This window comes from Aquabacter sp. DMC10 (assembly GCF_056314145.1).
Genome location: NZ_JBQUYX010000010.1, coordinates 54,609 through 77,654, shown reverse-complemented (window position 1 = coordinate 77,654; position 23,046 = coordinate 54,609). Strand labels below are relative to the sequence as shown.

Below are 23,046 nucleotides of genomic sequence, written 5' to 3'. Positions count from 1 at the left end.
GCTGGAAACTCCCTCATTTCTTGCTTCGACGCATTTCCTTAACGCGAACCGGACCCCGCTTCGCTTGGAACCGCTTCAAGCCGCAAACCGCGTGAGGCACGCCTGCGCCTCGGCGGCAATACGGCGGACGAGGTCGCCGGCCGGGGGCACGTCGCGCACGAGGCCGATGGCCTCGCCGACCGTCACATTGCCCATGTCGAAGTCGCCCTCCTCCAGGGCGGCCTCCACTTGCCGCATCTCCTCGTGCTTCAAGGCTTCCAGCTCCGCCTCCCGACCGTGCCAGCGGGAAATGAAGCCGTTGCGCAACAGACGGCCCGTATAGGCCGCGGGCCATGCCTTCTGGCGCACGATGTCATAGACGCGGGTGCGCACGGTGTCGTCGCCATCGGCGGCCACCGCCATGGCCTGGGCGTTGGGATGGATGAGCGCCTCGCGCGTCGCCCAGAAGCGCGAGCCCATCAGCGCCCCGTCCGCGCCCAGCATCAGGACCGCCGCGAGACCCCGCCCATCGGCGATGCCGCCGGCCGCCAGCAGCAGGCAGTCGGGCGCGCGCTGGGCGATGAGATCGGCCACCGCCGGCACGAAGGGCAAGGTGGAGCGGGCCGCCTGGCCGTGGCCGCCGGCTTCCGTGCCTTGCGCCACGATCACGTCGGCGCCCACGTCCAGCGCCCGGCGCGCATGCTCCAGGGTCTGGACCTGGCAGATGAGGGGAACGCCGGCCGCCTTGATGGCGCCGGCAAAGGGGGCGGGATCGGAAAAGGAGAGCATGAGGGCGGCGGGCTTGCGGGCGAGCGCCATGTCCAGAAGGCCCGGATTTCGCGCCAGCGCCCAGGTGATGAAGCCGCAGCCCACCCGATGATTGCCCGCCAGCGGAAACTCCCGCTCCAACCGCTCGGTCTCCGCATAGCCCCCGCCGATGAGCCCGAGCCCCCCGGCCGCGCTCACCGCCCCCGCCAGCGCCCCGCCGGAAGCCGGGTCCATGGGCGCGAGCACGATGGGCAGGTCGATGCCGAAGCGGCGGGTGAAGCGGGTCTCAAGCAGATGCGCCATGGCGGCCTCCAGCGGAAAGGTGCGGCCACGCTAGTCCGCCCCTGCCTTGCGGAAAAATGATTAATCTGGAACAAAGGCATCTGGATTGGAGATGCCAGAATGAATGATCTGGACCTGCGCTTCTTCGCCGCCGTGGCGCGCTCTGGCGGCATCGGGCGGGCGGCACAGATGCTCAATACGGTGCAGTCCAACGTCACCACCCGCCTGCGGAGCCTGGAGGCGGAATTGGGCACGCCCCTCTTCCACCGCCACAGCCGGGGCGTGGTGCTGACCGAGGCGGGGGAGCGCCTGCTGCCCTATGCGGAGAAGGTGGGCCAGCTCCTCGCCGAGGCGAAGCGGGCGGCGCTGGATGGCGAGGAACCGGGCGGGGAGCTGCGCATCGGCGCCATGGAGACCACCGCCGCACTCCGCCTGCCGCCCCTCCTCACCGCCTATGTGAGGCAATGCCCGAAGGTGGACGTGCATGTGGAGACGGGGCCGACGCAGGCCCTGGTCGCCCGCGTGCTCACCCGCGAGCTGGAGGGCGCCTTCGTGTGCGGGCCCATCAACCATCCCGACCTGCACGCTCTGCCCATGATGGCCGAGGAACTGGTGCTGGTGACCCCCCCGGCGCCCCTGGAGCGCCCCACCGGGGAGGCCAAGATCCTGGTCTTCCGCGCCGGCTGCTCCTACCGCCAGCGGCTGGAGGCGCTGCTGGCGGCGCGGGGCGCGGTGCAGGTGCGGCTGATGGAATTCGGCACGCTGGACGGCATCTTGGGCTGCGTCGGCGCCGGCCTCGGCCTCACCCTCCTGCCCCGCGCGGTGGCGGAACCCGCGGCGCGCGCCGGGCAGGTCCACCTCCAGGCCCTGCCGCCCGACGAGGCGCACGTCACCACCACCTTCATCACCCGCCACGACGCCTTCATGTCCCGCGCGCTTGAGCGCTTCATCGCCTGCGCACGGGGGATGTGGGAGGGGCAGCGGCAGGCGGCGTGAGGGACGTTACCCCCGCGCCCGCCAGCATTCCTCCAGATGGTCGTCCACCAGCCCGCAGGCCTGCATGGCGGCGTAGACGATGGTGGGGCCGCAGAATTTGAAGCCGGCGGCCTTCAGGCGCTTGGACAAGGCGCGGGATTCCGGCGTCTCGGCCGGCACGTCACCAAGGGTGCGCGGACGGCGCACGAAGGGGGTGCCGCCGACGCTCTCCCACAGGAAGTCGGAGAAATCGACCCCCTTGTCCCGGAGCGCCAGATAGGCGCGGGCGGAGAGCACCGCCCCCTCGATCTTGGCGCGGTTGCGCACGATGCCGGCATCCTGCATCAGCGCCTCCACCTTGGCGGCGTCGTAGCGGGCGATGGTCTCCGGCTCGAAGCCGTCGAAGGCGCGGCGGAAATTGTCGCGCTTGCGCAGGATGGTGATCCAGGCGAGCCCGGCCTGGAAGCCATCCAGCAGCAGCTTCTCGAACAAGGCGCGGGAATCGTATTCCGGCACGCCCCATTCCTCATCGTGATAGGCCACATAGAGGGGATCGGTGCCGCACCAGGGGCACCGATGGCGGCCATCGGCATGAAGGTGGGCGGGGCGCACGGGCGTCAGGCCTCGGTGTGGAAACGGGTGCCGGCAAAGCCGAGCCCCGCCAGCTCGCGCTCCAGCGCCGGCGTCACCAGCACGCCCTCGGCTTCCGCCTTGGCGCGGGCCGCAATGCGACGGGTGCCCGGCAGGCGGGCGCCCTCCTGGCCCTCGATGGCCTCGACGAGCCGCCGCAAATGGCCGAGATAGCCCGGCCCGGCGGTGCGGGAGGGGTCGAAGGCGATGATGGTCTGGCCGATGGCCGGCGGCGGCCCCTTGCCGTCGAAGAAAGAGGACGCATCCAGCGAAAACGTGGCCGCATTCACCGCCGCCGAGAGCACCTCCACCATGAAGGCGAGCGCCGTGCCCTTGGCCTCGCCCATGGGCACCATGGTGCCGGCAAGGCCCGCCTTGGCGTCCGTGGTGGGCTTGCCGTCGGTATCCAGCGCCCAGCCCTCGGGAATGGGCTCGCCCTTCTGGGCGGCGGCCAGAATATAGCCGCGCGCCACCTTGGAGACGGACAGATCCACCACCGCCGGCGGGGCGCCGGGCACGGGAGTGGCAAAGGCGATGGGATTGGTGCCGAACACCGGCGCGCTGCCGCCCCAGGGCGCGATGGAGGCCGGCGCATTGGTGAAGGCCATGGCCACGAAACCGGCTTCGGCGAGGCGCTCCACCGGATGGCCGGCGACACCGAAATGGCTGGAGCGGCGCACGCCGGCAATGGCGATGCCCATCTCACGCACCACCGGAACCAGGGCTTCCTCGGCCAGATGCACGGCGGGATAGGCAAAGCCATTGGCCGCATCCACCGCCACCACGGAAGGGGCGGCGCGGCGCAAGGTGGGCACGGCGGTGCCGTCGATCTTGCCGGCGCGCACCATCACCCCATAGCTGGGCAGGCGGGCCAGGCCGTGGCTGGGCAGGCCGTCGGCCTCGGCGGCCACCAGCGCCTGGGCCACGATGTCCGCATTGGCGGGGGCAGTGCCGAAATATTCCAGAACCTCGGCGGCATAGGCGCGGGCTTGGGCGATGGAGATCCGGTGGCCGGCGCTCATGGCAGGTCTTCCCCTTCCGGGCGGTTTTCAAGTCGGGTGAGATCGAAGCGCGCCACATCCTGGAGCAGCGCGATGAAAGCGTTCGCCCCATGAGCGGCGGCGGCCTCCCCCTTGGCGGCGGTGGCGGGGCGGGCATCGCCCATGGCCCCGGCGGGGGAGAGATCCTGGCTCATCCAGGCAAAGCCGATGGGATGGTTGGCGCGCAGCTGGACGAATTCGGTCTCCATGCCGATGCTCCAGGGCGCGAAATTGCGGGCTCTCCCCATGTCCACCAGATCGGGGCGGAAGGCCAGCATGAGCGAGGTCTCGATGTCCCCGCCATGAATGCCGTGCGCCCGCTCGGCCGGATCGAACAGGCCGTCCGGGTAGCCGAAGCGGTGCATGGAGGCCATGGCCACCAGCAGGCCGAAGCGCACCCGGAGCGTGCGGGCGACGAGGTCGATCACCGGCACATTGCCACCATGGGTGTTCATGAGCACGAGGCGGCGGATGCCGGCCCGGTGCACGGCGGTGGCCAGCTCGATCCAGGCGCGAAGCGCGGTCTCCGGCTCCAGCGTCAGCGTGCCCGCATAGGCTTGGTGCTCGTCCGACTTGCCCACCGCCTGGATGGGCAGGATCACCACCTTCAATTCGTCCGGCACCAAGGGCCGGATGCGGGCGAGATAGCCCTGCGCGATGAACAGGTCGGTGCCAACAGGCAGATGGGGGCCATGCTGCTCCACGGCAGCCACCGGCAGCACGGCAATGGTGGAAGGGCCGCGCAACGCCGCAAGCTGGGGCGAGGAGAGCTCGGCCCAGAGCGAGGCGGTCATGGGACACCTTCCGGGTGAAGCGGGGCGACCATATCGCCGGGGGCTGCGCAGGGAAAGCGCGTCGGGCGCAGGGCCATGGCCCGGCGCTGCATGCCGGGGCCAAGTTGTGGCTTTCAGATTGTCGCCTGCAGATTGTCGCTTTCAAGCCGGCGCCTTCGGGCCGCAGCCGTCATGCCTGTGCTTTGTCGTGATCCTGCCTTGCAGCCTTCGCAAAATTGTAAGCCGGCGCGGTGTAAAGGGCATGGCCTTCGCACGTTTGCGTCAGGCAAGGTGCTGGCCCGGCTATATTCCAGTGGAGCCGCGAAACCGAATCGCCGCCAGCGACGGTGTGCGGTCGCGTCAGGGGGACGAGATGAAGGACCCGATTGCGAAGACCATCGGTTATCGGCTCACCCATACGGCCCGGCTGCAGAAGGCCCTGTCGGCCCGGCTGCTGTCGGAGCTGGGGCTGTTTCCCGGACAGGAATCCGTCCTCAAGCTGCTGATCGAGCAGGACGGCCGCACCATGGGCGACCTTGCCAACGCGCTGCGCGTGCGCCCGCCCACGGCCTCCAAGACCATTGCCCGCCTCACCACCCAGGGCCTGGTTGAACGGCGCACCATGGATGGCGACGGGCGCCTGGTGCGGGTGTTCCTCACCGCCGCCGGCCGCGAGCGGGGCGGCTCCATCGACAAGATCTGGGACACGCTGGAAGGCGAGATGGTCGCCGGCCTCGACGGCAAGGACCGCAAGCGCCTGCGCAAGCTGCTGCGCAAGGTGGAGAAGAATCTTGCCGTGCGGCTCGGCGCCGATGGCGGGGTTGACGAGGACCCCGAAGGCACCGAGGACGACGACGAGGCCTGATCCGGGCCTTGCTGCACACGCCCCGCGCTCCGCGCATGAGCGGGCGCGCGGCGCATGCGTGAAATTGCCCTTCCCACCATCGGGACGGGCGCGGTATGCCTTCTTTCAAACGATTAGGGTCGATCCGCCGGGCGGTCTGGCGGAGGCCCGAACATCGGGGGGGAGCATGCCCAACGCCATCGATCTGGAATCCCGCTGCGCCGTCGTCACCGGTGGCGCGCAGGGCATCGGCCGCGCCGTGGTGGAGCGCTTCCTCGCCTCCGGCGCCAAGGTCGCCATCTGGGACATGGACGGGGAGCTGGCCCACCGCACGGCGGGGGAGCTGGGGCTCGACAAGGTGCTCCCGGTCCAGGTGGATGTCACCGACCTCGCCGCCGTCGAACGCGCCACCCGCGAGACCCTGGCCGCCTTCGGGCGCATCGACATCCTCGTCAACAATGCCGGCATTTCCGGGCCCAACACCAAGTTGTGGGAGTATCCTCCCGAGGCCTGGATGCAGGTGGTCAACATCAACCTGATCGGCCCGTTCAATTGCTGCCGCGCCGTGGTGCCCACCATGATCGCGCAGAATTACGGCCGCATCGTCAATGTGGCCTCCATCGCCGGCAAGGAGGGCAATCCCAACGCCTCCGCCTATTCGGCCTCCAAGGGCGGTCTGATCGCGCTCACCAAGTCGCTGGGCAAGGAGCTGGCCGAGCATGACATCGCGGTCAATTGCGTGACCCCGGCCGTGGCCAAGACCGCCATCTTCGACCAGATGACCGAGGAGCATGTGGCCTACATGCTCTCCAAGATCCCGCGGGCGCGATTCGTGAAGGTGGAAGAGGTGGCCGCCACCATCGCCTTTGCCGCCTCCGCCGATTGCTCCTTCACCACCGGCGCCGTGTTCGATATTTCGGGCGGACGCGCCACCTACTGATCGCGAGTGCCATGCGAGTCCCCTCCGAAGACGGCGGAGCCGCCCCCGTGCGCGCTCCCGGCGGCCCCACCCCCAAGGGGGCGCCCGGAGGGGTCTTCGCCGGCATCGGCCTGATGTGCATCGCGGTGATGAGCTTCGCCTTCACCGACACCATCGCCAAATGGCTGAGCCTGCAGATCAATGTGATGGTGGTGGTGTGGGCCCGTTATGTGGTCCACTTCGTGGTCTCGCTCATCATCTTCAACCCCTGGACGGTGCCGGGCCTCCTGCGCACCCGCCGCCCGGGGCTGCAACTGATCCGCTCCGGTCTGCTGTTTGCCTGCACGGCGCTGAATTTCGCGGCGCTGCAATTCCTGCAGCTGGACCAGACCGTCTCCATCATGTTCTCGGCGCCCTTCTTCGTCGCCTTGTTCGCCGGGCCCATGCTGGGCGAATGGGTGGGGGCCAAGCGCTGGGCCGCCATCATGGTGGGCTTTGCCGGCATCCTGTTGGTGGCCAAGCCCGGGGCCGGCGGCATCCATCCGGCGGCGCTCCTCTCCGTGGGCGCGGCGGTCTGCTATGCGCTCTACGGCATCATCACCCGCATGCTGGCGAGCGTGGATTCCTCGCCCACGACCTTGTTCTATTCCTCCCTCGTGGGATCGGTGGTGGCGAGCCTGCCCTTGCCGTTCGTGTGGGAGACGCCCGCCAGTCCCGCCGTCTACGGCGGCATGCTGGCGCTGGGCATGGTGGCAGGGGGCGGGCATTTTCTGCTCATCATGGCCCATGCCCGGGCGCCGGCGGCCACCCTCGCCCCCTTCATCTATGCTCAGATCCTTGCCATGGTGGCGCTGGGCTGGCTGGTGTTCGGGGATGTGCCGAGCCTCTGGACGGTGTGCGGCGCCGCCATCGTGGTGGCCTCCGGCATCTATCTGCTGTTCCAGGAGCGCCAGGCGCATCTTCTGCGCCGCAAGCAGGGCTGATATCGCCTCGCAAAAGCGCCTCTAACCTCGCTTTTGTCAAAATGCCGGCTATTGTGCAGGGCACAGCAATCAGATGCCGTGTGCCATGTCGTCGTCCGCTACGCCGTCCCGTTCCCATTCCGCGCGCCTCCTCGTGATGGAAGGCAACACTGCCGAAGCCCGCGCCCGCCAGGTGCAGTTCGGCGGCGAGGCCGCCAGCGAGGGCTATGCCCGCTTGCTGCGCGAACTCTTCCCCGACGCGGTGGTGGACATCTGCTATCCCGCCGATCCCGGCGCCAACCTGCCCGATCGCGGCGGCCTGGAGAGCTATGACGGCATCGCCATCACCGGCTCCTCGCTCAACATCTATCACGGCGGCCCGCCCATCCAGCAGCAGATCGACCTGCTGCGCGCGGCCTTCGACACCGGCACGCCCATTTTCGGCAGCTGCTGGGGCCTGCAGCTCATCACGGTGGCCGCCGGCGGCGTGGTGCGGCGCAATCCGCGCGGCCGCGAAGTGGGCTTCGGCCGCCGCATCCGCCTCACCGACGCGGGCACCGGCCATCTCCTGTTCGACGAGAAGCCCCCGGTCTTCGAGGCCATGACGGTGCATCTGGACGAGGTGGAAACCTTGCCCGAAGGCGCGCGGCTGCTGGCCACCAATGAGCACTCCCAGGTCCAGGCGGCCGAGATTCCCTGCGGCAAGGCCATGGCGTGGGGCGTGCAATACCATCCCGAATATCCATTCCGGGAAATGGCCGCCATCTTCCGCCGCCTCAGCCCCTCCCTGGTGGCCGAGGGCTTCTTCCTGGACGAGGAGGAAGAACAGAGCTTCATCGGCGACCTGGAAGCCCTGGAGCGCGACCCGGCCAACCATGCGCTCGTCTGGCGTCACGGGGTGGACGGGGCGGTCATCTCCAAGGACCTGCGGACCATGGAAATCCGCAACTGGGTCCGCCACCAGGTCATCCCCACCCGCGCCGCCCGCGGCCGCGGCTAAGGGGCCGGCGGCGTTCAAGGGGCCGAACGACGGCCATTTCCTTGGGCCGTCATGCCCGGGCTTGTCCCGGGCATCCCCGCCGCGCCGCGCGTGCACCGGCCGGAGCGTCTCGCCCGGCCCCAGCCCGTGGAGGACCGGGACACGCCCGGCCATGACGCGCGCGATCACAGCGGACGATGACGGCACTGCGCCTCGGCGCGCCTTGCAGCGCCCCCCTCACCCCGGGCGCCCGCGCCCGGCCTTGGCGGGATCGAAGAACAGGCCCGCCTGGAGGCTCCTGGCGATGCGCTCCGCCTTTTCCGCGAACAGCCCGGCAATGTCGGGGGCGAACAGCTCCGCCGTGGTGGCCCGCCACAGGTCCAGCCAGAGGGGAAACAGCGCCTCGAAGCGCTCCGGCGGCAGCGGCAGGGCGCCATGGACCGCCAGCGGATTGCCCTTGTAGCGCCCCGCCGCCAGCATCACCGAGCACCAGAAGTCGGTGAGAATGGACAGGTGGGCGTCCCAATCCTCCACCGCCGCCTCGAACACCGGGCCAAGCGCGGCATCGGCGCGGACGCGGTCATAGAAGCGCTCCACCAGATGGCGGATGCGGGTCTCGTCCAGCGGCGCGTCCAGATGCTCGGCCAAGTCAGGCGTCTTCCCTTTCCTGGTCCGACACATCCTCCGTCAGCCGGCCATGGAACAGGCCGGCGATGAGGTCGGACTGGGTGACGATGCCCGTCAGCTTGTCGCGATCGTCCAGCACGGGCAAGGCGTGAATATGCGCATCGCTCATGAGCGGCACCAGATCGGCGATGAGCATCTGGGGCCGGGCGGCGATGAGGCGCGTGCTCATGATCTCCTGCACGGACCCCTGCGGCGCGCGGGCCAGGCGCACCGCATGGCGCAGGCGATGGGTGAAGCTGACGCTCGGCCCCCGCGCCCCCCAGCTGGCTTTGTCCAAAAGGTCGGTCTGGGTGACGATGCCCAGCACCCGCGCCTGCTCGTCGGTCACCGGCAGGGCCTTCACCCGATGAGCGCGCATGAGGGCATGGGCCTCGCGGATGGAGGTGTCGGGGGACACCGCCGTCACATCCCGGGTCATGATGTCGGCGCAGCGGATCTCGCCCCAACGCCGCCCGAAGGCGCGCACCTGCGCGAGGCGCACCACCCGGTCGATGTCGGCGCGGTTCACGTCGAGCAGCTGGTCATAGGTGGCGAGCACGGCGTCGAGATCCGCCCCGGTGAAGCCGAGCCGGGCGGACGGCGCGGCCGCCTGCTTCGCCGCCGGCGCGGGGGAGGGGGCGAGGTGGGGATAGTCGCGGCCGGTGAGGCGGTTATAGGCCAGGGCCGCCGCCAGCAGCAGGATGGAATTGACCATCACCGGCCACAGCACGAAGCCATAGCCGAGCGCATGAACCTGGCTGCCGCCCAGCACGGCGGTGAGCGCCACTGCCCCGCTCGGCGGATGCAGGCAGCGCAGCCACAGCATGGCGGCGATGGCGATCCCCGCCGCCAGCCCCGCCGCCAGCAGGGGCGAGGGCACCAACATACCCGCCGTGACGCCCACGATCGCCGCCACCAGGTTTCCGCCCAGGATCGACCAGGGCTGGGCCAGCGGGCTGGAGGGGACCGCGAACAGCAGCACGGAGGAGGCCCCCATAGGCGCGATCAGCCAGGGCACCGCCGATCCCGGCCCCACCGCCAGCACGGTGACGAAGCCGGTGAGCACGAGGCCGAGGCAGGCGCCAAGGCCGGCGCGCAGCTTTTCCACCGGGCTGACCGCCGGCAAGGGCACATAGCGCGCAAGGGCACCGCGGAGCGATGCGACGCTGCGGGGGGAAGAGGACATGGCGGTCTCCCACGGCGGCGCATGACCCCTGCGCCGCGCCTGCGTCCCAGGGGCGAGGGATGATCCCCCGGATGAGCCCATCCGGGGGCGGCATCTCTCGCTCTCATGGACGGGAAACGGAGGTCCGAAGCCGCATGGCCGCTGAGCGTGTCCAGCCTGCTCCAGTCCGGCTTCCCCTCCGGGCGCGTATTGTTGCCTATTTGTTTAGCGGTCCGCTCATTGTTTCGGCAACCATCTCCCGCCGCAGGCACGGTGCCGCCGCCCTGCACGGGGCGCGGATCTGTGACGGCAGGGCGGGAGGGGCTGTCGGACCGGGGGCATGGCGCGACCGCCACCGGCAGGCTACATCAGGGGACCCGTCCAGGATTCCCGCAAGGCCCCCGCATGCCCCGCGCCGTCGCCGGCCCCGAGATCGAACGCCTCATCCAGCTCCTGGCCCGGCTGCCGGGCCTGGGGCCGCGTTCGGCCCGGCGGGCGGCCCTCACCCTCATCAAGAAGCGCGAGGGCCTGATGGCGCCGCTGACCGCCGCGCTCCAGGACACGCTCGACAAGATCATCGTGTGCCGCACCTGCGGAAACGTGGATGTGTGCGACCCCTGCACGGTCTGCCGCGACACCTCCCGCGATGGCAGCCTGCTGGTGGTGGTGGCGGAAGTGGCGGACCTGTGGGCGCTGGAGCGCTCGGGCGCGGTGAGCGGCAAGTATCACGTGCTCGGCGGCGTGCTCTCGCCGCTGGACGGAGTGGGGCCGGACGACCTGAACCTGGCGTCCCTGGTGGAGCGCGTGCATCGGGAGGGGGTCACCGAGGTGATCCTGGCGCTGGGCGCGACCGTGGATGCCCAGACCACCGCCCATTACATCACCGACCTCCTGCGCGAGGCGCCCGTGAAGGTCACGCGCCTCGCCCAGGGCGTGCCGGTGGGCGGCGAACTGGATTATCTCGACGAAGGCACCTTGTCCGCCGCCATCCGCGCCCGCACGCCCCTGTGAGGCGCGGGCGCGGCGGCCCTTCGCCTCAATGGGCCTTGGACAGGTGCGCCAGCTCGCGATCGGCCAGATAGAGCGAGTTCGGGCCATCGCCGATGAGCGCGATCTTGTCGAGGATCTGCCGGCACAGCTTCTCTTCCTCGTGCTGCTCGGCGGCGAACCATTGCAGGAACTGGTCGGTCTCGTGGCTGTGCTCGACCCGAGCGAGGTCGATCACCTCGAAGATGTTGCGGCTGACCTTGCGCTCCTCCTCCTGGATGCGCTTGAACAGGCCAGTGATGTCGTTGGCGAGGATTTCCGGCTTGGGCAGCGCCTTCAGGGAAATGGGGGCGCCGAGATCATCCAGGAAGGCGAAGAACTTCAGCATGTGCGTCAATTCCTCGGCCGCATGCTTCAGGAGGAAGTCCTTGGTGCCTTCCAGATTGTTTCCAGACGCCCAGGCCGCCGCCTGCAGATAGATGTGATGGGCCTCAAGCTCGCCGTTGAGCAGGTCATTCAACTTCGCTTCGAGCTTCTCGCTAACCATTTTACGCTCCAGGATGCTTGAAACTGGGCGTGACGCGGCGGCGCCGGTCCGGTCACGGGCGCGACCCTACAGCCTGGCCTTGACCGATCAATTGCGCGAAAGCGGCAGAGGCTTAGATAATCATTATTCCAGTTCAAGCACTTGGCCGGAAATGCAGCTGCCGCACGGGCGCGCGCGGCTTCCTGGAATCGTTCCGACCTTCAAGGTCCCGCGGGGCGGCGCGCGCGCCGCCCGCCGGGTCAGGTGGTGCGATCGAACCACTCATCCTCGGTGATGACCTCCACGCCGAGGCTGCGCGCCTTCTCCAGCTTGGAACCGGCGCCGGGGCCGGCCACCACCAGGTCCGTCTTGGCCGACACCGAGCCCGCCACCTTGGCGCCGAGCCGCTCGGCCATCTCCTTGGCCTCCTCGCGGGTCATGCGCTCCAGCGATCCGGTGAACACCACCGTCTTGCCGGCCACCGGGGAGGAGGCCGGCGGCTGGGCCACTTCCGCGTCGGCCACCTTCACCTCGGCGAGCAGAGCCGCCAGCAAGGTGCGATTGTGGTCTTCCGCATAGAATTCGCACAGGGAGGTGGCCGCCACCGTGCCCACGTCCGGCACCGCCGCCAGTTCCAGGAAGTCCGCCCCCGGGAGGGCCTGGCGAGCCGCGACGACGGCGGCGAGCAGGGCCGCATCCTCGCCATAGGCGGTGCGCAGGGCGACGCGCTGGCGGGCATTGATGGCCGCGCGGTTGAACAGCTCGCGCACCACCGCCTCGGGATCGGCGCTCTCCACGCCCTCGCTCGCCAGCGCCAGCGCTTCCGCCCGCTTGGCCCCCACGGAGGGCACGCCGAGAAGCCGCTGCCAGGCCTCTCCGGGCCGCGCCGGCACGGCCTTTTCCAGCGCCGAGACGAAGACCTCCATGGAGCGGAAAGCCTTGGCCAACGCCTTGGCGGTCACCTCGCCCACATGGCGGATGCCGAGCCCATAGAGGAAGCGGGCGAGCGGCACCGTGCGGCGATCCTCGATGGCGGCGAACAGCTTGTCGACGCCCAGGAACTGGCGATCCTCCTCGCTCAGCACCTTCTTGCGGGTGCGCCCCGTCTCCGCCTCGCGCTTCTGCGCGCGCTCCTCGCGGGCCTCCAGGAAGGCGCGGCGCACGGCCTCCGCATGGGTGTGCAGGCGGAAGATGTCGGCGGGGGTGCGCAGGAGGCCGGCGTCGAACAGGAGCTGCACATTCTCGTCGCCCAGCCCCTCGATGTCCAAGGCGTTGCGGGAGACGAAATGGCGGATGCGCTCCACCGCCTGGGCGGGGCAGATGAGGCCGCCGGTGCAGCGGCGCACCGAGCCGTCCTCCTCGCGCACCGCGTGGGAGCCGCAGGCCGGGCAGGTGTGGGGGAAGGCATAGGGGCGGGCATCGGCGGGGCGCTTGTCCAGCACCACGTCCACCACTTGCGGGATCACGTCGCCGGCGCGCTGGATGATGACAAAATCGCCCACCCGGATGTCGCGCCCCTCGCGGAGGGGCGCGCCGTCATTGCCGATGCCGTGGATGTAATCCTCGTTGTGCAAGGTGGCATTGGCCACCACCACGCCGCCCACCGTGATGGGCTTCAGCCGCGCGACGGGGGTCAGCGCGCCGGTGCGGCCCACCTGGATCTCGATGTCGAGAAGCTCGGTCACCGCCTGCTGGGCCGGAAACTTGTGCGCCAGCGCCCAGCGGGGGGAGCGGGAGATGAAGCCGAGGCGCCGCTGGAGGTCCAGCCGGTTCACCTTGTAGACTACGCCGTCAATGTCATAGCCGAGTTCGGCACGCTGGGCGCCGATGCTGCGATAATGGTCCAGCAGGCCCTTGGTGTCGGTGGCGAGGATGGTCAGCGGATTGGTGGGCAGCCCCCAGCGGGCGAAGGCATCCACCACGCCCTTCTGCGTGTCCGCCGGCAGCGCCGAGGCTTCGCCCCAGGCATAAGCGAAGAAGCGCAGCGGCCGGCTGGCGGTCACCGCCGGATCGAGCTGGCGCAGCGAGCCGGCAGCGGCGTTGCGGGGATTGGCGAAGACCGGCTTGCCTGCTTCTTCCTGGCGCGCATTCAGCGCCTGGAAGTCGGCGGCGTCCATATAGACTTCGCCGCGAATGTCTATGATCTCAGGCACATCGGGGGCATCGAGCCGGTGGGGGATTTCCGCGATGGTGCGCACATTGGCGGTGACATCCTCGCCCACCGAGCCATCGCCGCGCGTCCCCGCGCTCTTCAGCTCGCCCCGCTCATAGCGCAGCGAGCAGGACAAGCCGTCAATCTTCGGCTCGGCGGTGAACGCCACCTCGTCCCCCTCCGCCAGGTCGAGGAAGCGCCGCACGCGACCGACGAATTCCTCCACCTCCTCGTCGGAGAAGGCGTTGGCCAGCGACAGCATGGGCACGGTGTGGGCGATCTTCGCGAAGCGGCTCGAGGGCGCCGCCCCCACCCGCTCGGAGAGGCTCTCCCCCGTGCGCAGTTCGGGAAAGCGCGCCTCGATTTCCTCGTAGCGGCGGCGCAGGGCGTCGTATTCCGCGTCCGACACCTGCGGCGCATCGTCCTGGTAGTAGCGCCGGTCATGCCCGGCGATCTCGTCGGCGAGCGCGGCATGCTCGTTGGCGGCGGCGACGCGGTCGAGCTGGTCAACCGGCAGGTCGCGGAGCGGGGAAGCGGGGCGCGGAGCAGTGGTCATGGCGTGACGTTTTGGCCCAATGCGCCCTCCCCGGCAACAGGCCGCAGGTCAAGCACGCGAACGGGGGATGCCAAGCCGTCGCCTTTTTGTAAGATGTCCAGACTAAGTGAGAAAGAAATCGAAGGGGGTAGCTCATGGGCCTGCGCGAACTGATGATGGCAGCGGCTTCCGTTGCGGCTCTCGCAGCGGCGGGTCCCTCCTTCGCCCAACAGCCGGCGGCACCCGCCGCCGCTGCTCCTGCCGCCTCTGCGGCTCCTGCCTCTGCGGCTCCCGCCACCGCCACCGGCGACGACGCCCTGGTGGAGCGGGGCGCCTATCTCGCCCGCGCGGCCGATTGCATGCCCTGCCACACCGGCGATCCCAAGACGCCTTATGCGGGCAACCTGCCGTTCAAGACCCCGTTCGGCACCATGTATTCGGTGAACATCACCTCCGACCCGGTAAACGGCATCGGCACCTGGACGTTCGACCAGTTCAAGAACGCGCTCCACAACGGCATCCGCGCCGACGGCGCCTATCTCTATCCGGCCATGCCGTTCGACTCGTATACGGGCATCGGCGAGGATGACCTGAAAGCCCTGTGGGCCTTCGTGCGGCGCATCCCCGCCCAGCCGGTGGCGCGCAAGGAGAACGAGCTCAACTTCCCCTTCAACATCCGCCTCGGCCTCCTGGCCTGGCGCGAATTGTTCTTCGAGGCGGCCTATTTCAAGCCCACCGTCGGCAAGAGCGACCAGTGGAACCGCGGCGCCTATCTGGCCGAAGTGCTCGGCCATTGCGCCGACTGCCACACGCCCCGCAACATCATGGGCGCGGTGAAGGGGAAGGAGCAGTTCCTCGGCGCCGATGTGGACGGCTATTGGGCGCCCAGCATCGACGCCGCGCAGCTCAAGAAGGACGGCTGGACCAAGGACACGCTCACCAAGTTCTTCACCGACGGCTCGGCGCCGGGCAAGACCTCGGTGTTCGGCCCCATGGCGGAAGTGGTGCGCGACAGCCTCGCCTATCTCACCCCGGCGGACCGGGAAGCTCTCGTCACCTATCTCCTCGACAGCCCGCCGCCCAAGGACCAGCCTGCCCCGCAGGCGGCCTCGCGCCTCTCGCCGGCCGAGTTCCAGCGCGGCGCCAAGCTCTATGTGGACAATTGCGCGCCCTGCCACCAGTCCAAGGGCTCCGGCTCCACCGACATCATCCCGCCGCTGGCGGGCAATCCGGCGGTGAATGCGGCCGAGCCCTATAATGTCATCATGGCCATCCTGGGCGGCCTGCCGGCGGGCGGCACCTATGGCCCCATGCCCTCCTTCGCCGGGCGCCTCTCCGACCAGCAGGTGGCGAGCCTCGCCAATTATGTGCGCACCTCCTGGGGCAACACCGCCGATCCCAATGTGAGCGCCGGCATGGTCGCCGCCTGGCGCGCCACCGCCCATGTGCCGGACTTCGGCACTCAGCAGGCCTCCGCCTTCGATTGCCCCAAGGTGGGCGGCGCGCCCGGCGCCACCGGGCCGGACCCGCAGGCGGTGGCAGCGCTCACCAAGATGATGCAGGGCGGCGAGCGGGGCACCCAGATGCTGGCCGACGCCTACAAGGCCGCCGACAGCGATGCCTCCCCCGGCACGGTGGTGGACGCGCTGACCGCCGCCTATTGCCCGGTGGTGGCGGCCACCACCTTGCCCGACTGGCAGAAGGCCAATGAGCTCAGGCGCTTCACCCTGCAGGCGGCGGCCACCGTCTCGCCGGGGGTTGCCGCCATTCCCATGCCGGACGTGGCCACCATCTGGGCGACGCCCACCGGCACTTCGCTGGTGGCCCGCCAGCCCACCTCCATGGCCGCCAAGCTCACCTGCCCCGATGCGAACGGCAAGCTGGTGCCCAAGGCCCTCGTGGACGCGGCCACCACCCTCGTCGGCAAGGTGACCCCGCCGGTGAGCGGCGATGCGGCGACCCAGTTCGCCACTACGCTTGCCCAGCAGAATCCCAAGGCCAAGAAGGCGGACGTGGCCAACGCCCTCATCACCGCCTATTGCCCGCAAGTGGTGGCGCAGCCGAACAATTCGGTGGCCAACCAATATGCCCTGCTCAGCAGCTTCGGCCAGCAGGTCATCCAGACGCTGCAGCTCCAGCAGCCGCAGTTCAGCGCCGGCAAATAGGGCCAGCCGGGCCGCGGCGCCCGGACGCGCGACCATGCTCCTGCACCCGGCCCGCCTGCGCGGTGGCCGGGTGCAGCCGCTTTGAGGGCCCCGCGCCCGCGCGCGTCGACGGCCACCGGTCGGGGCGACTCGCGGAAAAGCTGAGGGATGACACCGCCGCGCCTTTGGACCCGCTCCGGCCGGGGCGCTCACCCGGAACGGCGCCGTCGCGCCTTCCCAAACCCCTCCCCTTGCGGCATTCTGCCCTCCGCCGCCGGCGCTTCGGACCGGGACGGAGAAAAAGGTCCCATGCGCCTGACCCTCGTCACATGCGCGCTCTCGCTTCTGCCGGCCTTGGCCCTTGTGGGGCCGGCGCAGGCGGGGGAGGCCTTGCCCCGTTCGGCTTCAAGCCAGCCCGCGCCGGATCAGGCTTCCGCGCGGCCAGCGCGCCACGCGGCGGCGGGAGCCAGCGCCAAGGACAAGGTCCAGGCGGCTCCGGCAAAGGCACGGGCGGCCTCCACCGCCAGCGCACGCGCGGAGGCCGGCGCGACGCCGGCCCCGCCCCTGTCGCCGCGATGGGTCGCCCCGAGGGTCGAGATGAAGGGATTGGTGGTGTGGGTCTTCACCCCCGGCCATTTCCAGCGGGACTGAACGCCTGAAGACGCCGCCTCAGGGCGCCCAGCCGGGCGGGGCCAGCTCAAACCCCTCGAACCGGAAGGCCGGGGCAACGGTGCAGCCCACCAGCGTCCAGGCCCCCAGGCTCTCAGCCGCCTGCCAAGCCAAAGGCGGCACCACGCCTTGGGGCCGCTCGCCGGCCAGGAGATCGGCGCCGAGCGTGAGATGGCGGGGCGCCCCGCCCGCCTCCGCAATGGACAGCCGCAGCGGCGCGCCGGCATAGAAGTGCCAGGTCTCGCTGGCATCCACCCGATGCCAATGGGAGCGTTCCCCCGCCGCCAGCAAAAAGTAAATGGCGGTGGAGGCGCCGCGCCCGCCGCCCTCCCCGGCCTCGCGAAACGTCTCGCGGAAATGCCCGCCCTCAGGATGGGGCTGGAGGCCGAGCAGGGCGATGATCTCGGCGGCGGTCAGGTCTGCCATTCTCAGGCCTTGAACACATTCTTGCGGGCGCGCAGCTCGGTGAAGACGGCGGCCGGATCGGATTCGCCCAGGCCCAGCCGCTCCGCCATGCCCGGATCATCAGCCCGCAGGAAGGGATTGGTGAGCCGCTCATCGCCCAGCAGGGTCGGGATGGTGGGCTTGCCCTCCCGCCGCGCCCGTTCCGCCTCGGCAAAACGGCCGCGCAGGGCGCCGTTCTCCGGGTCCACCGAGAGGGCGAAGAGGGCATTGGCCACCGTATATTCGTGGCCGCAATAGACCTGGAGGTCGTCGGGCAGGCTGCGCAGGCGCAGCAAAGAGCGCCAGAGCACCGGCGGATCGCATTCGATGGGCCGGCCGCAGCCCATGACGAACAGGGTGTCGCCGGCAAACAGCAGATGCTCGCGCTCGAACAGATAGACCACATGGCCGGCGGTGTGGCCCGGCGTCTCCATGACGCGGCCCACGAAGGCGCCCACCGCCACCGGATCGCCGTCCACCACTTCCACGTCGATGCCGGGAATGCCGGCGGCCTCGGCCTTCGGCCCCACCACCGTGGCGCCGAACTGGGCTTTGAGCGTTTCCACCCCCGCCACATGATCGGAATGGTGGTGGGTCACCAGGATATGGGTGAGATCCCAGCCTTCCCGCCCAAGCGCCGCCAGCACGGGCGCCGTCTCCGGCACGTCGATCACCGCCGTCGCCTCGGTCGTCGGGTCGTGCAGCAGCACGGCATAATTGTCATTGAGGCAGGGAACGATCCTTATCTCGGCGGACATGATCTCGGCGGACATGGCGGTGTTTCCCATAGGTCGTCTCGGCAGGGCCGCGCGGGCGCAGGGGCCCGGGGAAGAACGCCATACCGGCTGCGCGCGGCAGCCATATGGCAGGGATCGAACGTGTCCCATGTTATAAGCTGTGCGCCGGAGAGGGGAGACCATGTTTCTCGACGTCGTGGACCTGCGCAGCTTCTATGCCCAGCCGCTGGGCGTGGTGACGCGCCGCATCTTGGGCCGCGCCATCCGGGCCCGCTTCGCTGACGTCCAGGGCCTCTCCGTGCTGGGCCTGGGCTATGCGACGCCCTATCTGGGCGCCTTCCGGGAAGAGGCGGAACGGTGCATCGCCGTCATGCCCGCCGCCCAGGGCGTGGTGCGCTGGCCCTCTGCGGCGCCCACGCTGGCGGCCCTGGCCGATGAGACCGCCCTGCCCTTGCCCAATGCCTCCATCGACCGGGTGGTGGCGGTCCATCTGCTGGAAATGACGCCCGACGCGGCGGAGATGCTGCGGGAGGTCTGGCGCATCCTCGCCCCCGGCGGGCGGCTGCTGGCGGTGGTGCCCAACCGCCGGGGCGTGTGGGCGCGGCTCGATACCACTCCGTTCGGCAATGGCCGGCCGTTCTCGCGCGGGCAGGTGGTGCGGCTGCTGCGGGAAACCCTGTTCACGCCCGTGGGCTGGGGCGAGGCGCTGTACTTCCCGCCGGTGTCCTCCCGCTGGCTGCTGCGCACCGCCCATGCCTGGGAGCGGGTGGGCTCCGGCCTCTCCCTGCCCTTCTCGGGCGCGATCCTGGTGGAGGCCACCAAGCAGCTGCATCGCCCCGCCCTGGTGCGCCGCCCGGCCTTCTCGCCGGTGCTGGAGCCGGTGTTCGGTCAGGGCGTGCCCGCGGGGTAAGCCGGCGAATCACAGATCTTTCGCCGGCTATTCATCCCCGCCCCGCCCAGGCGAGCCGCATGGACGCGGTGGGAGAACGGACCGCGACCCTGCGCCCCGCCGCGATTCGCGCACGGTTTGATCCGCCTGTGTTCTCACCCCCTGCGCCGGCCTGTGCCAGAGCGGGACAGGGCGGAACGAATCGCTGACCTGCCGACTCAACCGATTCGCACCCGCTTCGTTCTCGGCCCGTTCTCGCCTCAGGGTGGCATTCTGGCATTGGCGCCCCGATATGATACAGATCCACTCTTCTCGCAGCGGGCAGTTCTGGCGCTCATGGATGATGTCACGAAGCTCGCCGTTCTCCCGCGCTCCATCCGTGCGCGAGGTGTGACGGCGGTCTTGGGTCCCACCAATACCGGCAAGACGCATCTGGCCATCGAGCGCATGCTCGGACACGAGAGCGGGATCATCGGCCTGCCGCTGCGCCTGCTCGCCCGCGAGGTCTATCAGCGCATTGTCGAGCGGGTGGGCGCGGACAAGGTGGCCCTCGTCACCGGCGAGGAGAAGATCAAGCCGCCGAACGCGCGCTATTGGGTGGCCACCGTCGAGGCCATGCCGCGCGACCTGGACGTGGCGTTCGTCGCCATCGACGAGATCCAGCTGGCCACCGACCTTGATCGGGGCCACGTCTTCACCAACCGCCTGCTCAACCGGCGCGGGCGCTTCGAGACGCTGATTCTCGGCGCGGCCACCATGCGTCCCCTCCTGGAGCGGTTGATGCCCGGCATCAACGTCCAGGTCCGGCCGCGCCTGTCCACCTTGTCCTTCATGGGCGAGCGCAAGATCACGCGCCTGCCGCCCCGCTCGGCCATCGTCGCCTTCTCGGCGGAGGAGGTCTATGCCATCGCCGAGCTGATCCGCCGCCAGAGGGGCGGGGCGGCGGTGGTGATGGGGGCGCTCTCGCCGCGCACCCGCAACGCCCAGGTGGAACTCTATCAATCCGGCGACGTGGACTATCTGGTGGCCACCGACGCCATCGGCATGGGCCTCAATCTGGACGTGGACCATGTGGCCTTCGCCTCGGACCGCAAGTTCGACGGCTGGCAGTTCCGCCGCCTCAACCCCTCCGAAATGGCCCAGATCGCCGGCCGCGCCGGCCGCGCGCAGCGGGACGGCACGTTCGGCACCACCGGCCGCTGCCCGCCGTTTGAGCCTGAATTGGTGGAGCGGCTGGAAGCCCATGTGTTCGACACCGCCAAGGTGTTGCAATGGCGCAACGCTGTCCCCGATTACACCTCCCTGGCGGCGCTGAAGGACAGCCTCGGCCTTCCCCCACGGGAGGACGGACTGACCCGCGCACCCACCGCCGACGACGTGCAAGTGCTCGAAATCATGAGCGCTGACGCCGATGTGGCGGCCATCGCCACCTCCCCCACCGTCATCGAGCGGCTGTGGGAGACGTGCCAGGTGCCGGACTATCGCAAGATCTCCCCCGGTGCCCATGCGGACCTGGTGCGGGGGCTCTTTCACCATGTGGGAACGGGTGGATTTATCCCCGATACGTGGTTCGCGCGTCAAATCGCCTTGACCGATCGCCCAGAAGGCGACATCGACACGCTGTCGAGACGGATTGCGCAGGTGAGGACCCTCACCTTCGTTGCCAACCGTCCCGATTGGTTGAAGGATCCGGGGCACTGGCAAGGCGTCACGAGAGGGGTCGAGGACAAGCTGTCCGACGCGCTGCACGAACGGCTGGCTCAGCGGTTCGTGGACCGCAGAACCAGCGTGCTCATGCGGCGCCTGCGAGAGAAAACGATGCTCGAAACTGAGATCAGCAAGACCGGCGATGTCACCGTGGAAGGCCATGTGATCGGCCATCTGCAGGGCTTCCAGTTCGCACCCGATCCGACGGCGGGTGGCGAGGAGGCAAAGGCCCTGCGCGCCGCCGCACAAAAGGCCCTGGCGGGCGAGATCGAGGCCCGCGCGACGCGTGTCGGCATGGCGGTGGACGAGGCCTTCGTCCTCACCGCCGACGGCACCATCCGCTGGACCGGCGAGCCGGTGGCCAAGCTCATTCCCGGCGATGAGGTCCTGAAGCCCCGCTTCAAGATCATCGCCGACGAGCACCTCACGGGCGCCGCCCGCGACCAGGTGGAGGCCCGCCTCGCCTTGTGGCTGAAGGCCCATGTGGACAAGCTCCTGGGCCCGCTCCTGAAGCTCGCCGAGGCCGAGGACATCACCGGCATCGGCCGGGGCATCGCCTTCCAGATCGTCGAGGCCCTCGGCGTGCTGGAGCGCGCCCGCGTCGCCGAGGAGATGAAGACCCTCGACCAGGCCGCGCGCGCCACGCTGCGCGGCTATGGCGTGCGCTTCGGCGCCCATCACATCTATCTGCCCGGCCTGCTGAAGCCCGCGCCCCGCGCGCTGGCGGCCGAGCTTTATGCGCTCAAGCATGGCGGCCTCGCCCAGAAGGGCCTGGACGAACTGCCGCATCTGGCGGCGAGCGGGCGCACCTCCATTCCGGTGGACCCGGAAATCCACAAGGGCCTCTACCGGGCCGTGGGCTTCCGCGTGTGCGGCGAGCGGGCGGTGCGCGTGGACATTCTGGAGCGCCTCGCCGACCTCATCCGCCCGGCGCTGGCCTGGCGTCCCCAGTCGCCCGGGCCCAAGCCCGCCGGCGCCGTGGACGGCCGTGGCTTCACGGTGACCGTGGGCATGACCTCGCTCGCCGGCTGCTCCGGCGAGGATTTCGCCTCCATCCTGCGCTCGCTGGGCTATCGCATGGAGCGCCGGGCGGCCCCGCCGCCGGATGCGCCGGTGTCGGAAGCTGCCGCGCCTGAGCTTGCCCCGGCGCCGGAAGGCGCCATCGAGGCGGACCTGCTGTTCGATCCGGTGGAAGCCCCCGCCGCGAGCGAGGGTGACATCGCCCCCGCGCCCGAGGCGGATGCCCCCGACGCGGTGGAAGCGGCGGAAGCCCCTGCGGACGGCGTCGACGCTCAGGACGCCCAGGCTGAAGACGCCCCGGCGGAAAATGCAGAGGCCGAAGACACCACCGCCGAGCTGGTGGCCAGCGCCGAAGCGACGGCCGAGGCCGCTGTCGCAGGGGGCGAGGCTGTCGTTGCCGAGGCCGGTGCGGCGGAGACAATCGCCGCCGAGGGCACGGAAGCCGCCGCTGACGGCGCCGCGCTGGAGCCGGCGCTGATCGAAGTGTGGCGTCCCGGACGTCCGCCGGGCGCGCCGCGCCGCGAGCGGTCCGGCCGCGAAGGCCAGCGCCAGGGGCAGGGACAGGGACAGGGCCACGGCGAAGGCCGCGAGCGGGGTGGCGAGCGCAAGGGCGGCGAACGCCGCGACGGCGAGCGCAAGGATGGCGGCCGGTTCCAGAACCGCCGCTCCGACCGCCCGCAGGAGCGCACCGCGGCCCCCGCCTCCGGTGACGCGCCGACCGAGCGCGCCGAGACCCACGGCCAGCGGCCGCCCCGCCAGGATCGGCAGGACCGCCAGGACCGTCCCTTCCGCGGCCCCCGCGAGGGAGAGGGCCAGCGCGGCCCCCGGCCTGAGCGGGTGCAGGTCCACCAGGACCGCCGCCGCGACAAGCCCATGGACCCCGACAGCCCCTTCGCCGCCCTCGCCGCGCTCAAGGCGCGCCTGGAGGCGGAGAAGAAGGGAAGCTGAGTGTTCGTCGCCGAACGCGAGGATCGTCAGCGCCTGGATCTGTGGCTCTGGCATGCCCGCGTGGTCCGCTCGCGCAGCGCCGCGACCGCCCTGGTGCGGTCCGGCCATGTGCGGGTGGACGGGGCCCGCATCGTGAGCGCCGGGCATGCGGTGCGCGTCGGGCAAGTGGTGACGGTGTCGCTGGATGCGGGCGTGCGCGTCCTGCGCATTCGCGACTTTTCGCCCCGCAGGGGAAATGCTACAGCAGCTGCCGAGATATTCGAAGATTTGACATCAAATCAGAGTGAAAAGTAGCGCCCCGCATGG

Annotated in this window: 21 protein-coding genes; 10 read left to right on the top strand and 11 right to left on the bottom strand. The window is 69.9% G+C overall.

The features are described 5' to 3' along the window. Positions 1 to 75 precede the first annotated feature (75 nt). The gene (locus tag ACT54L_RS22960; protein WP_476087985.1) at positions 76 to 1,050 is read right to left on the bottom strand and encodes an NAD(P)H-dependent flavin oxidoreductase; all 975 of its coding nucleotides are present in this window, start codon (positions 1,048 to 1,050) and stop codon (positions 76 to 78) included. A 99-nt stretch (positions 1,051 to 1,149) separates the two neighbouring features. On the opposite strand from ACT54L_RS22960, the gene ACT54L_RS22955 reads away from it, so the two are divergent. Beyond that, positions 1,150 to 2,025 carry a LysR substrate-binding domain-containing protein gene (locus ACT54L_RS22955; RefSeq protein ID WP_476087984.1) on the top strand — a complete coding sequence of 292 codons (876 nt, stop codon included), beginning with the start codon at positions 1,150 to 1,152 and terminating at the stop codon, positions 2,023 to 2,025. A 6-nt stretch (positions 2,026 to 2,031) separates the two neighbouring features. Here the strand turns inward: ACT54L_RS22955 and ACT54L_RS22950 are convergent, their stop codons facing one another. From ACT54L_RS22950 to ACT54L_RS22940, 3 genes are read right to left on the bottom strand one after another with little or no spacing between them, the layout of a single operon-like run. Further along, positions 2,032 to 2,616, bottom strand: coding sequence for a DNA-3-methyladenine glycosylase I (locus ACT54L_RS22950; protein ID WP_476087983.1), 585 nt, complete (start codon positions 2,614 to 2,616; stop codon positions 2,032 to 2,034). Between the two features lie 5 nt (positions 2,617 to 2,621). Continuing rightward, positions 2,622 to 3,656: an Ldh family oxidoreductase gene (locus ACT54L_RS22945; protein ID WP_476087982.1), complete on the bottom strand. Its 1,035-nt coding sequence runs from the start codon at positions 3,654 to 3,656 to the stop codon at positions 2,622 to 2,624. Continuing rightward, positions 3,653 to 4,468, bottom strand: coding sequence for a creatininase family protein (locus ACT54L_RS22940; protein ID WP_476087981.1), 816 nt, complete (start codon positions 4,466 to 4,468; stop codon positions 3,653 to 3,655). The genes ACT54L_RS22945 and ACT54L_RS22940 overlap by 4 nt, the downstream gene beginning before the upstream one ends. A 352-nt stretch (positions 4,469 to 4,820) precedes the next feature. Between ACT54L_RS22940 and ACT54L_RS22935 the strand changes: the two genes are divergently transcribed. The 4 genes from ACT54L_RS22935 (at position 4,821) to ACT54L_RS22920 (ending at position 8,172) form a co-directional block, all read left to right on the top strand. Beyond that, entirely contained in the window at positions 4,821 to 5,312 is a 492-nt protein-coding gene (locus ACT54L_RS22935; protein ID WP_476087980.1) for a MarR family winged helix-turn-helix transcriptional regulator, read from the top strand. A 166-nt stretch (positions 5,313 to 5,478) separates the two neighbouring features. Beyond that, complete coding sequence (locus ACT54L_RS22930; RefSeq protein WP_476087979.1) at positions 5,479 to 6,231, top strand: SDR family NAD(P)-dependent oxidoreductase; 753 nt, start codon at positions 5,479 to 5,481, stop codon at positions 6,229 to 6,231. A 47-nt stretch (positions 6,232 to 6,278) separates the two neighbouring features. Beyond that, on the top strand, positions 6,279 to 7,193 hold the full coding sequence (locus ACT54L_RS22925; RefSeq protein ID WP_476087978.1) for a DMT family transporter: 915 nt from the start codon (positions 6,279 to 6,281) through the stop codon (positions 7,191 to 7,193). Positions 7,194 to 7,278: 85 nt separating this feature from the next. Next, complete coding sequence (locus ACT54L_RS22920) at positions 7,279 to 8,172, top strand: type 1 glutamine amidotransferase (RefSeq protein ID WP_476087977.1); 894 nt, start codon at positions 7,279 to 7,281, stop codon at positions 8,170 to 8,172. 216 nt (positions 8,173 to 8,388) lie between these two features. On the opposite strand, the gene ACT54L_RS22915 is transcribed toward ACT54L_RS22920, so the two are convergent. Then, positions 8,389 to 8,799, bottom strand: a complete 411-nt coding sequence (locus ACT54L_RS22915; protein ID WP_476087976.1) for a group III truncated hemoglobin — start codon at positions 8,797 to 8,799, stop codon at positions 8,389 to 8,391. 1 nt (position 8,800) lies between these two features. Then, the gene (locus ACT54L_RS22910; RefSeq protein WP_476087975.1) at positions 8,801 to 10,003 is read right to left on the bottom strand and encodes an HPP family protein; all 1,203 of its coding nucleotides are present in this window, start codon (positions 10,001 to 10,003) and stop codon (positions 8,801 to 8,803) included. Between the two features lie 384 nt (positions 10,004 to 10,387). On the opposite strand from ACT54L_RS22910, the gene recR reads away from it, so the two are divergent. After that, complete coding sequence (recR, locus tag ACT54L_RS22905; RefSeq protein WP_476087974.1) at positions 10,388 to 10,993, top strand: recombination mediator RecR; 606 nt, start codon at positions 10,388 to 10,390, stop codon at positions 10,991 to 10,993. A gap of 25 nt (positions 10,994 to 11,018) precedes the next feature. On the opposite strand, the gene ACT54L_RS22900 is transcribed toward recR, so the two are convergent. Both ACT54L_RS22900 and ligA read right to left on the bottom strand, forming a co-directional pair. After that, complete coding sequence (locus tag ACT54L_RS22900) at positions 11,019 to 11,516, bottom strand: ferritin (RefSeq protein ID WP_476087973.1); 498 nt, start codon at positions 11,514 to 11,516, stop codon at positions 11,019 to 11,021. 239 nt (positions 11,517 to 11,755) lie between these two features. Then, positions 11,756 to 14,203: an NAD-dependent DNA ligase LigA gene (gene ligA / locus ACT54L_RS22895; RefSeq protein ID WP_476087972.1), complete on the bottom strand. Its 2,448-nt coding sequence runs from the start codon at positions 14,201 to 14,203 to the stop codon at positions 11,756 to 11,758. 134 nt (positions 14,204 to 14,337) lie between these two features. Here ligA and ACT54L_RS22890 point away from each other — a divergent pair, with 134 nt between their 5' ends. Further along, complete coding sequence (locus ACT54L_RS22890; protein WP_476087971.1) at positions 14,338 to 16,347, top strand: c-type cytochrome; 2,010 nt, start codon at positions 14,338 to 14,340, stop codon at positions 16,345 to 16,347. 404 nt (positions 16,348 to 16,751) lie between these two features. On the opposite strand, the gene ACT54L_RS22885 is transcribed toward ACT54L_RS22890, so the two are convergent. The 3 genes from ACT54L_RS22885 to gloB are packed head-to-tail and all read right to left on the bottom strand — an operon-like array spanning position 16,752 to position 18,197. Further along, positions 16,752 to 16,952, bottom strand: coding sequence for a hypothetical protein (locus ACT54L_RS22885; protein ID WP_476087970.1), 201 nt, complete (start codon positions 16,950 to 16,952; stop codon positions 16,752 to 16,754). A gap of 43 nt (positions 16,953 to 16,995) precedes the next feature. Next, positions 16,996 to 17,421 (bottom strand): cupin domain-containing protein, encoded by a 426-nt coding sequence (locus ACT54L_RS22880; protein ID WP_476087969.1) that lies wholly within the window; start codon positions 17,419 to 17,421, stop codon positions 16,996 to 16,998. A 2-nt stretch (positions 17,422 to 17,423) separates the two neighbouring features. Further along, entirely contained in the window at positions 17,424 to 18,197 is a 774-nt protein-coding gene (gene gloB, locus ACT54L_RS22875) for a hydroxyacylglutathione hydrolase (protein ID WP_476088103.1), read from the bottom strand. A gap of 160 nt (positions 18,198 to 18,357) precedes the next feature. Between gloB and ACT54L_RS22870 the strand changes: the two genes are divergently transcribed. From ACT54L_RS22870 to ACT54L_RS22860, 3 genes are all read left to right on the top strand, one after another. Beyond that, positions 18,358 to 19,086, top strand: coding sequence for a class I SAM-dependent methyltransferase (locus tag ACT54L_RS22870; RefSeq protein WP_476087968.1), 729 nt, complete (start codon positions 18,358 to 18,360; stop codon positions 19,084 to 19,086). A gap of 315 nt (positions 19,087 to 19,401) precedes the next feature. Beyond that, complete coding sequence (locus ACT54L_RS22865) at positions 19,402 to 22,740, top strand: helicase-related protein (protein ID WP_476087967.1); 3,339 nt, start codon at positions 19,402 to 19,404, stop codon at positions 22,738 to 22,740. After that, on the top strand, positions 22,741 to 23,034 hold the full coding sequence (locus tag ACT54L_RS22860) for an RNA-binding S4 domain-containing protein (protein ID WP_476087966.1): 294 nt from the start codon (positions 22,741 to 22,743) through the stop codon (positions 23,032 to 23,034). Positions 23,035 to 23,046 lie beyond the last annotated feature (12 nt).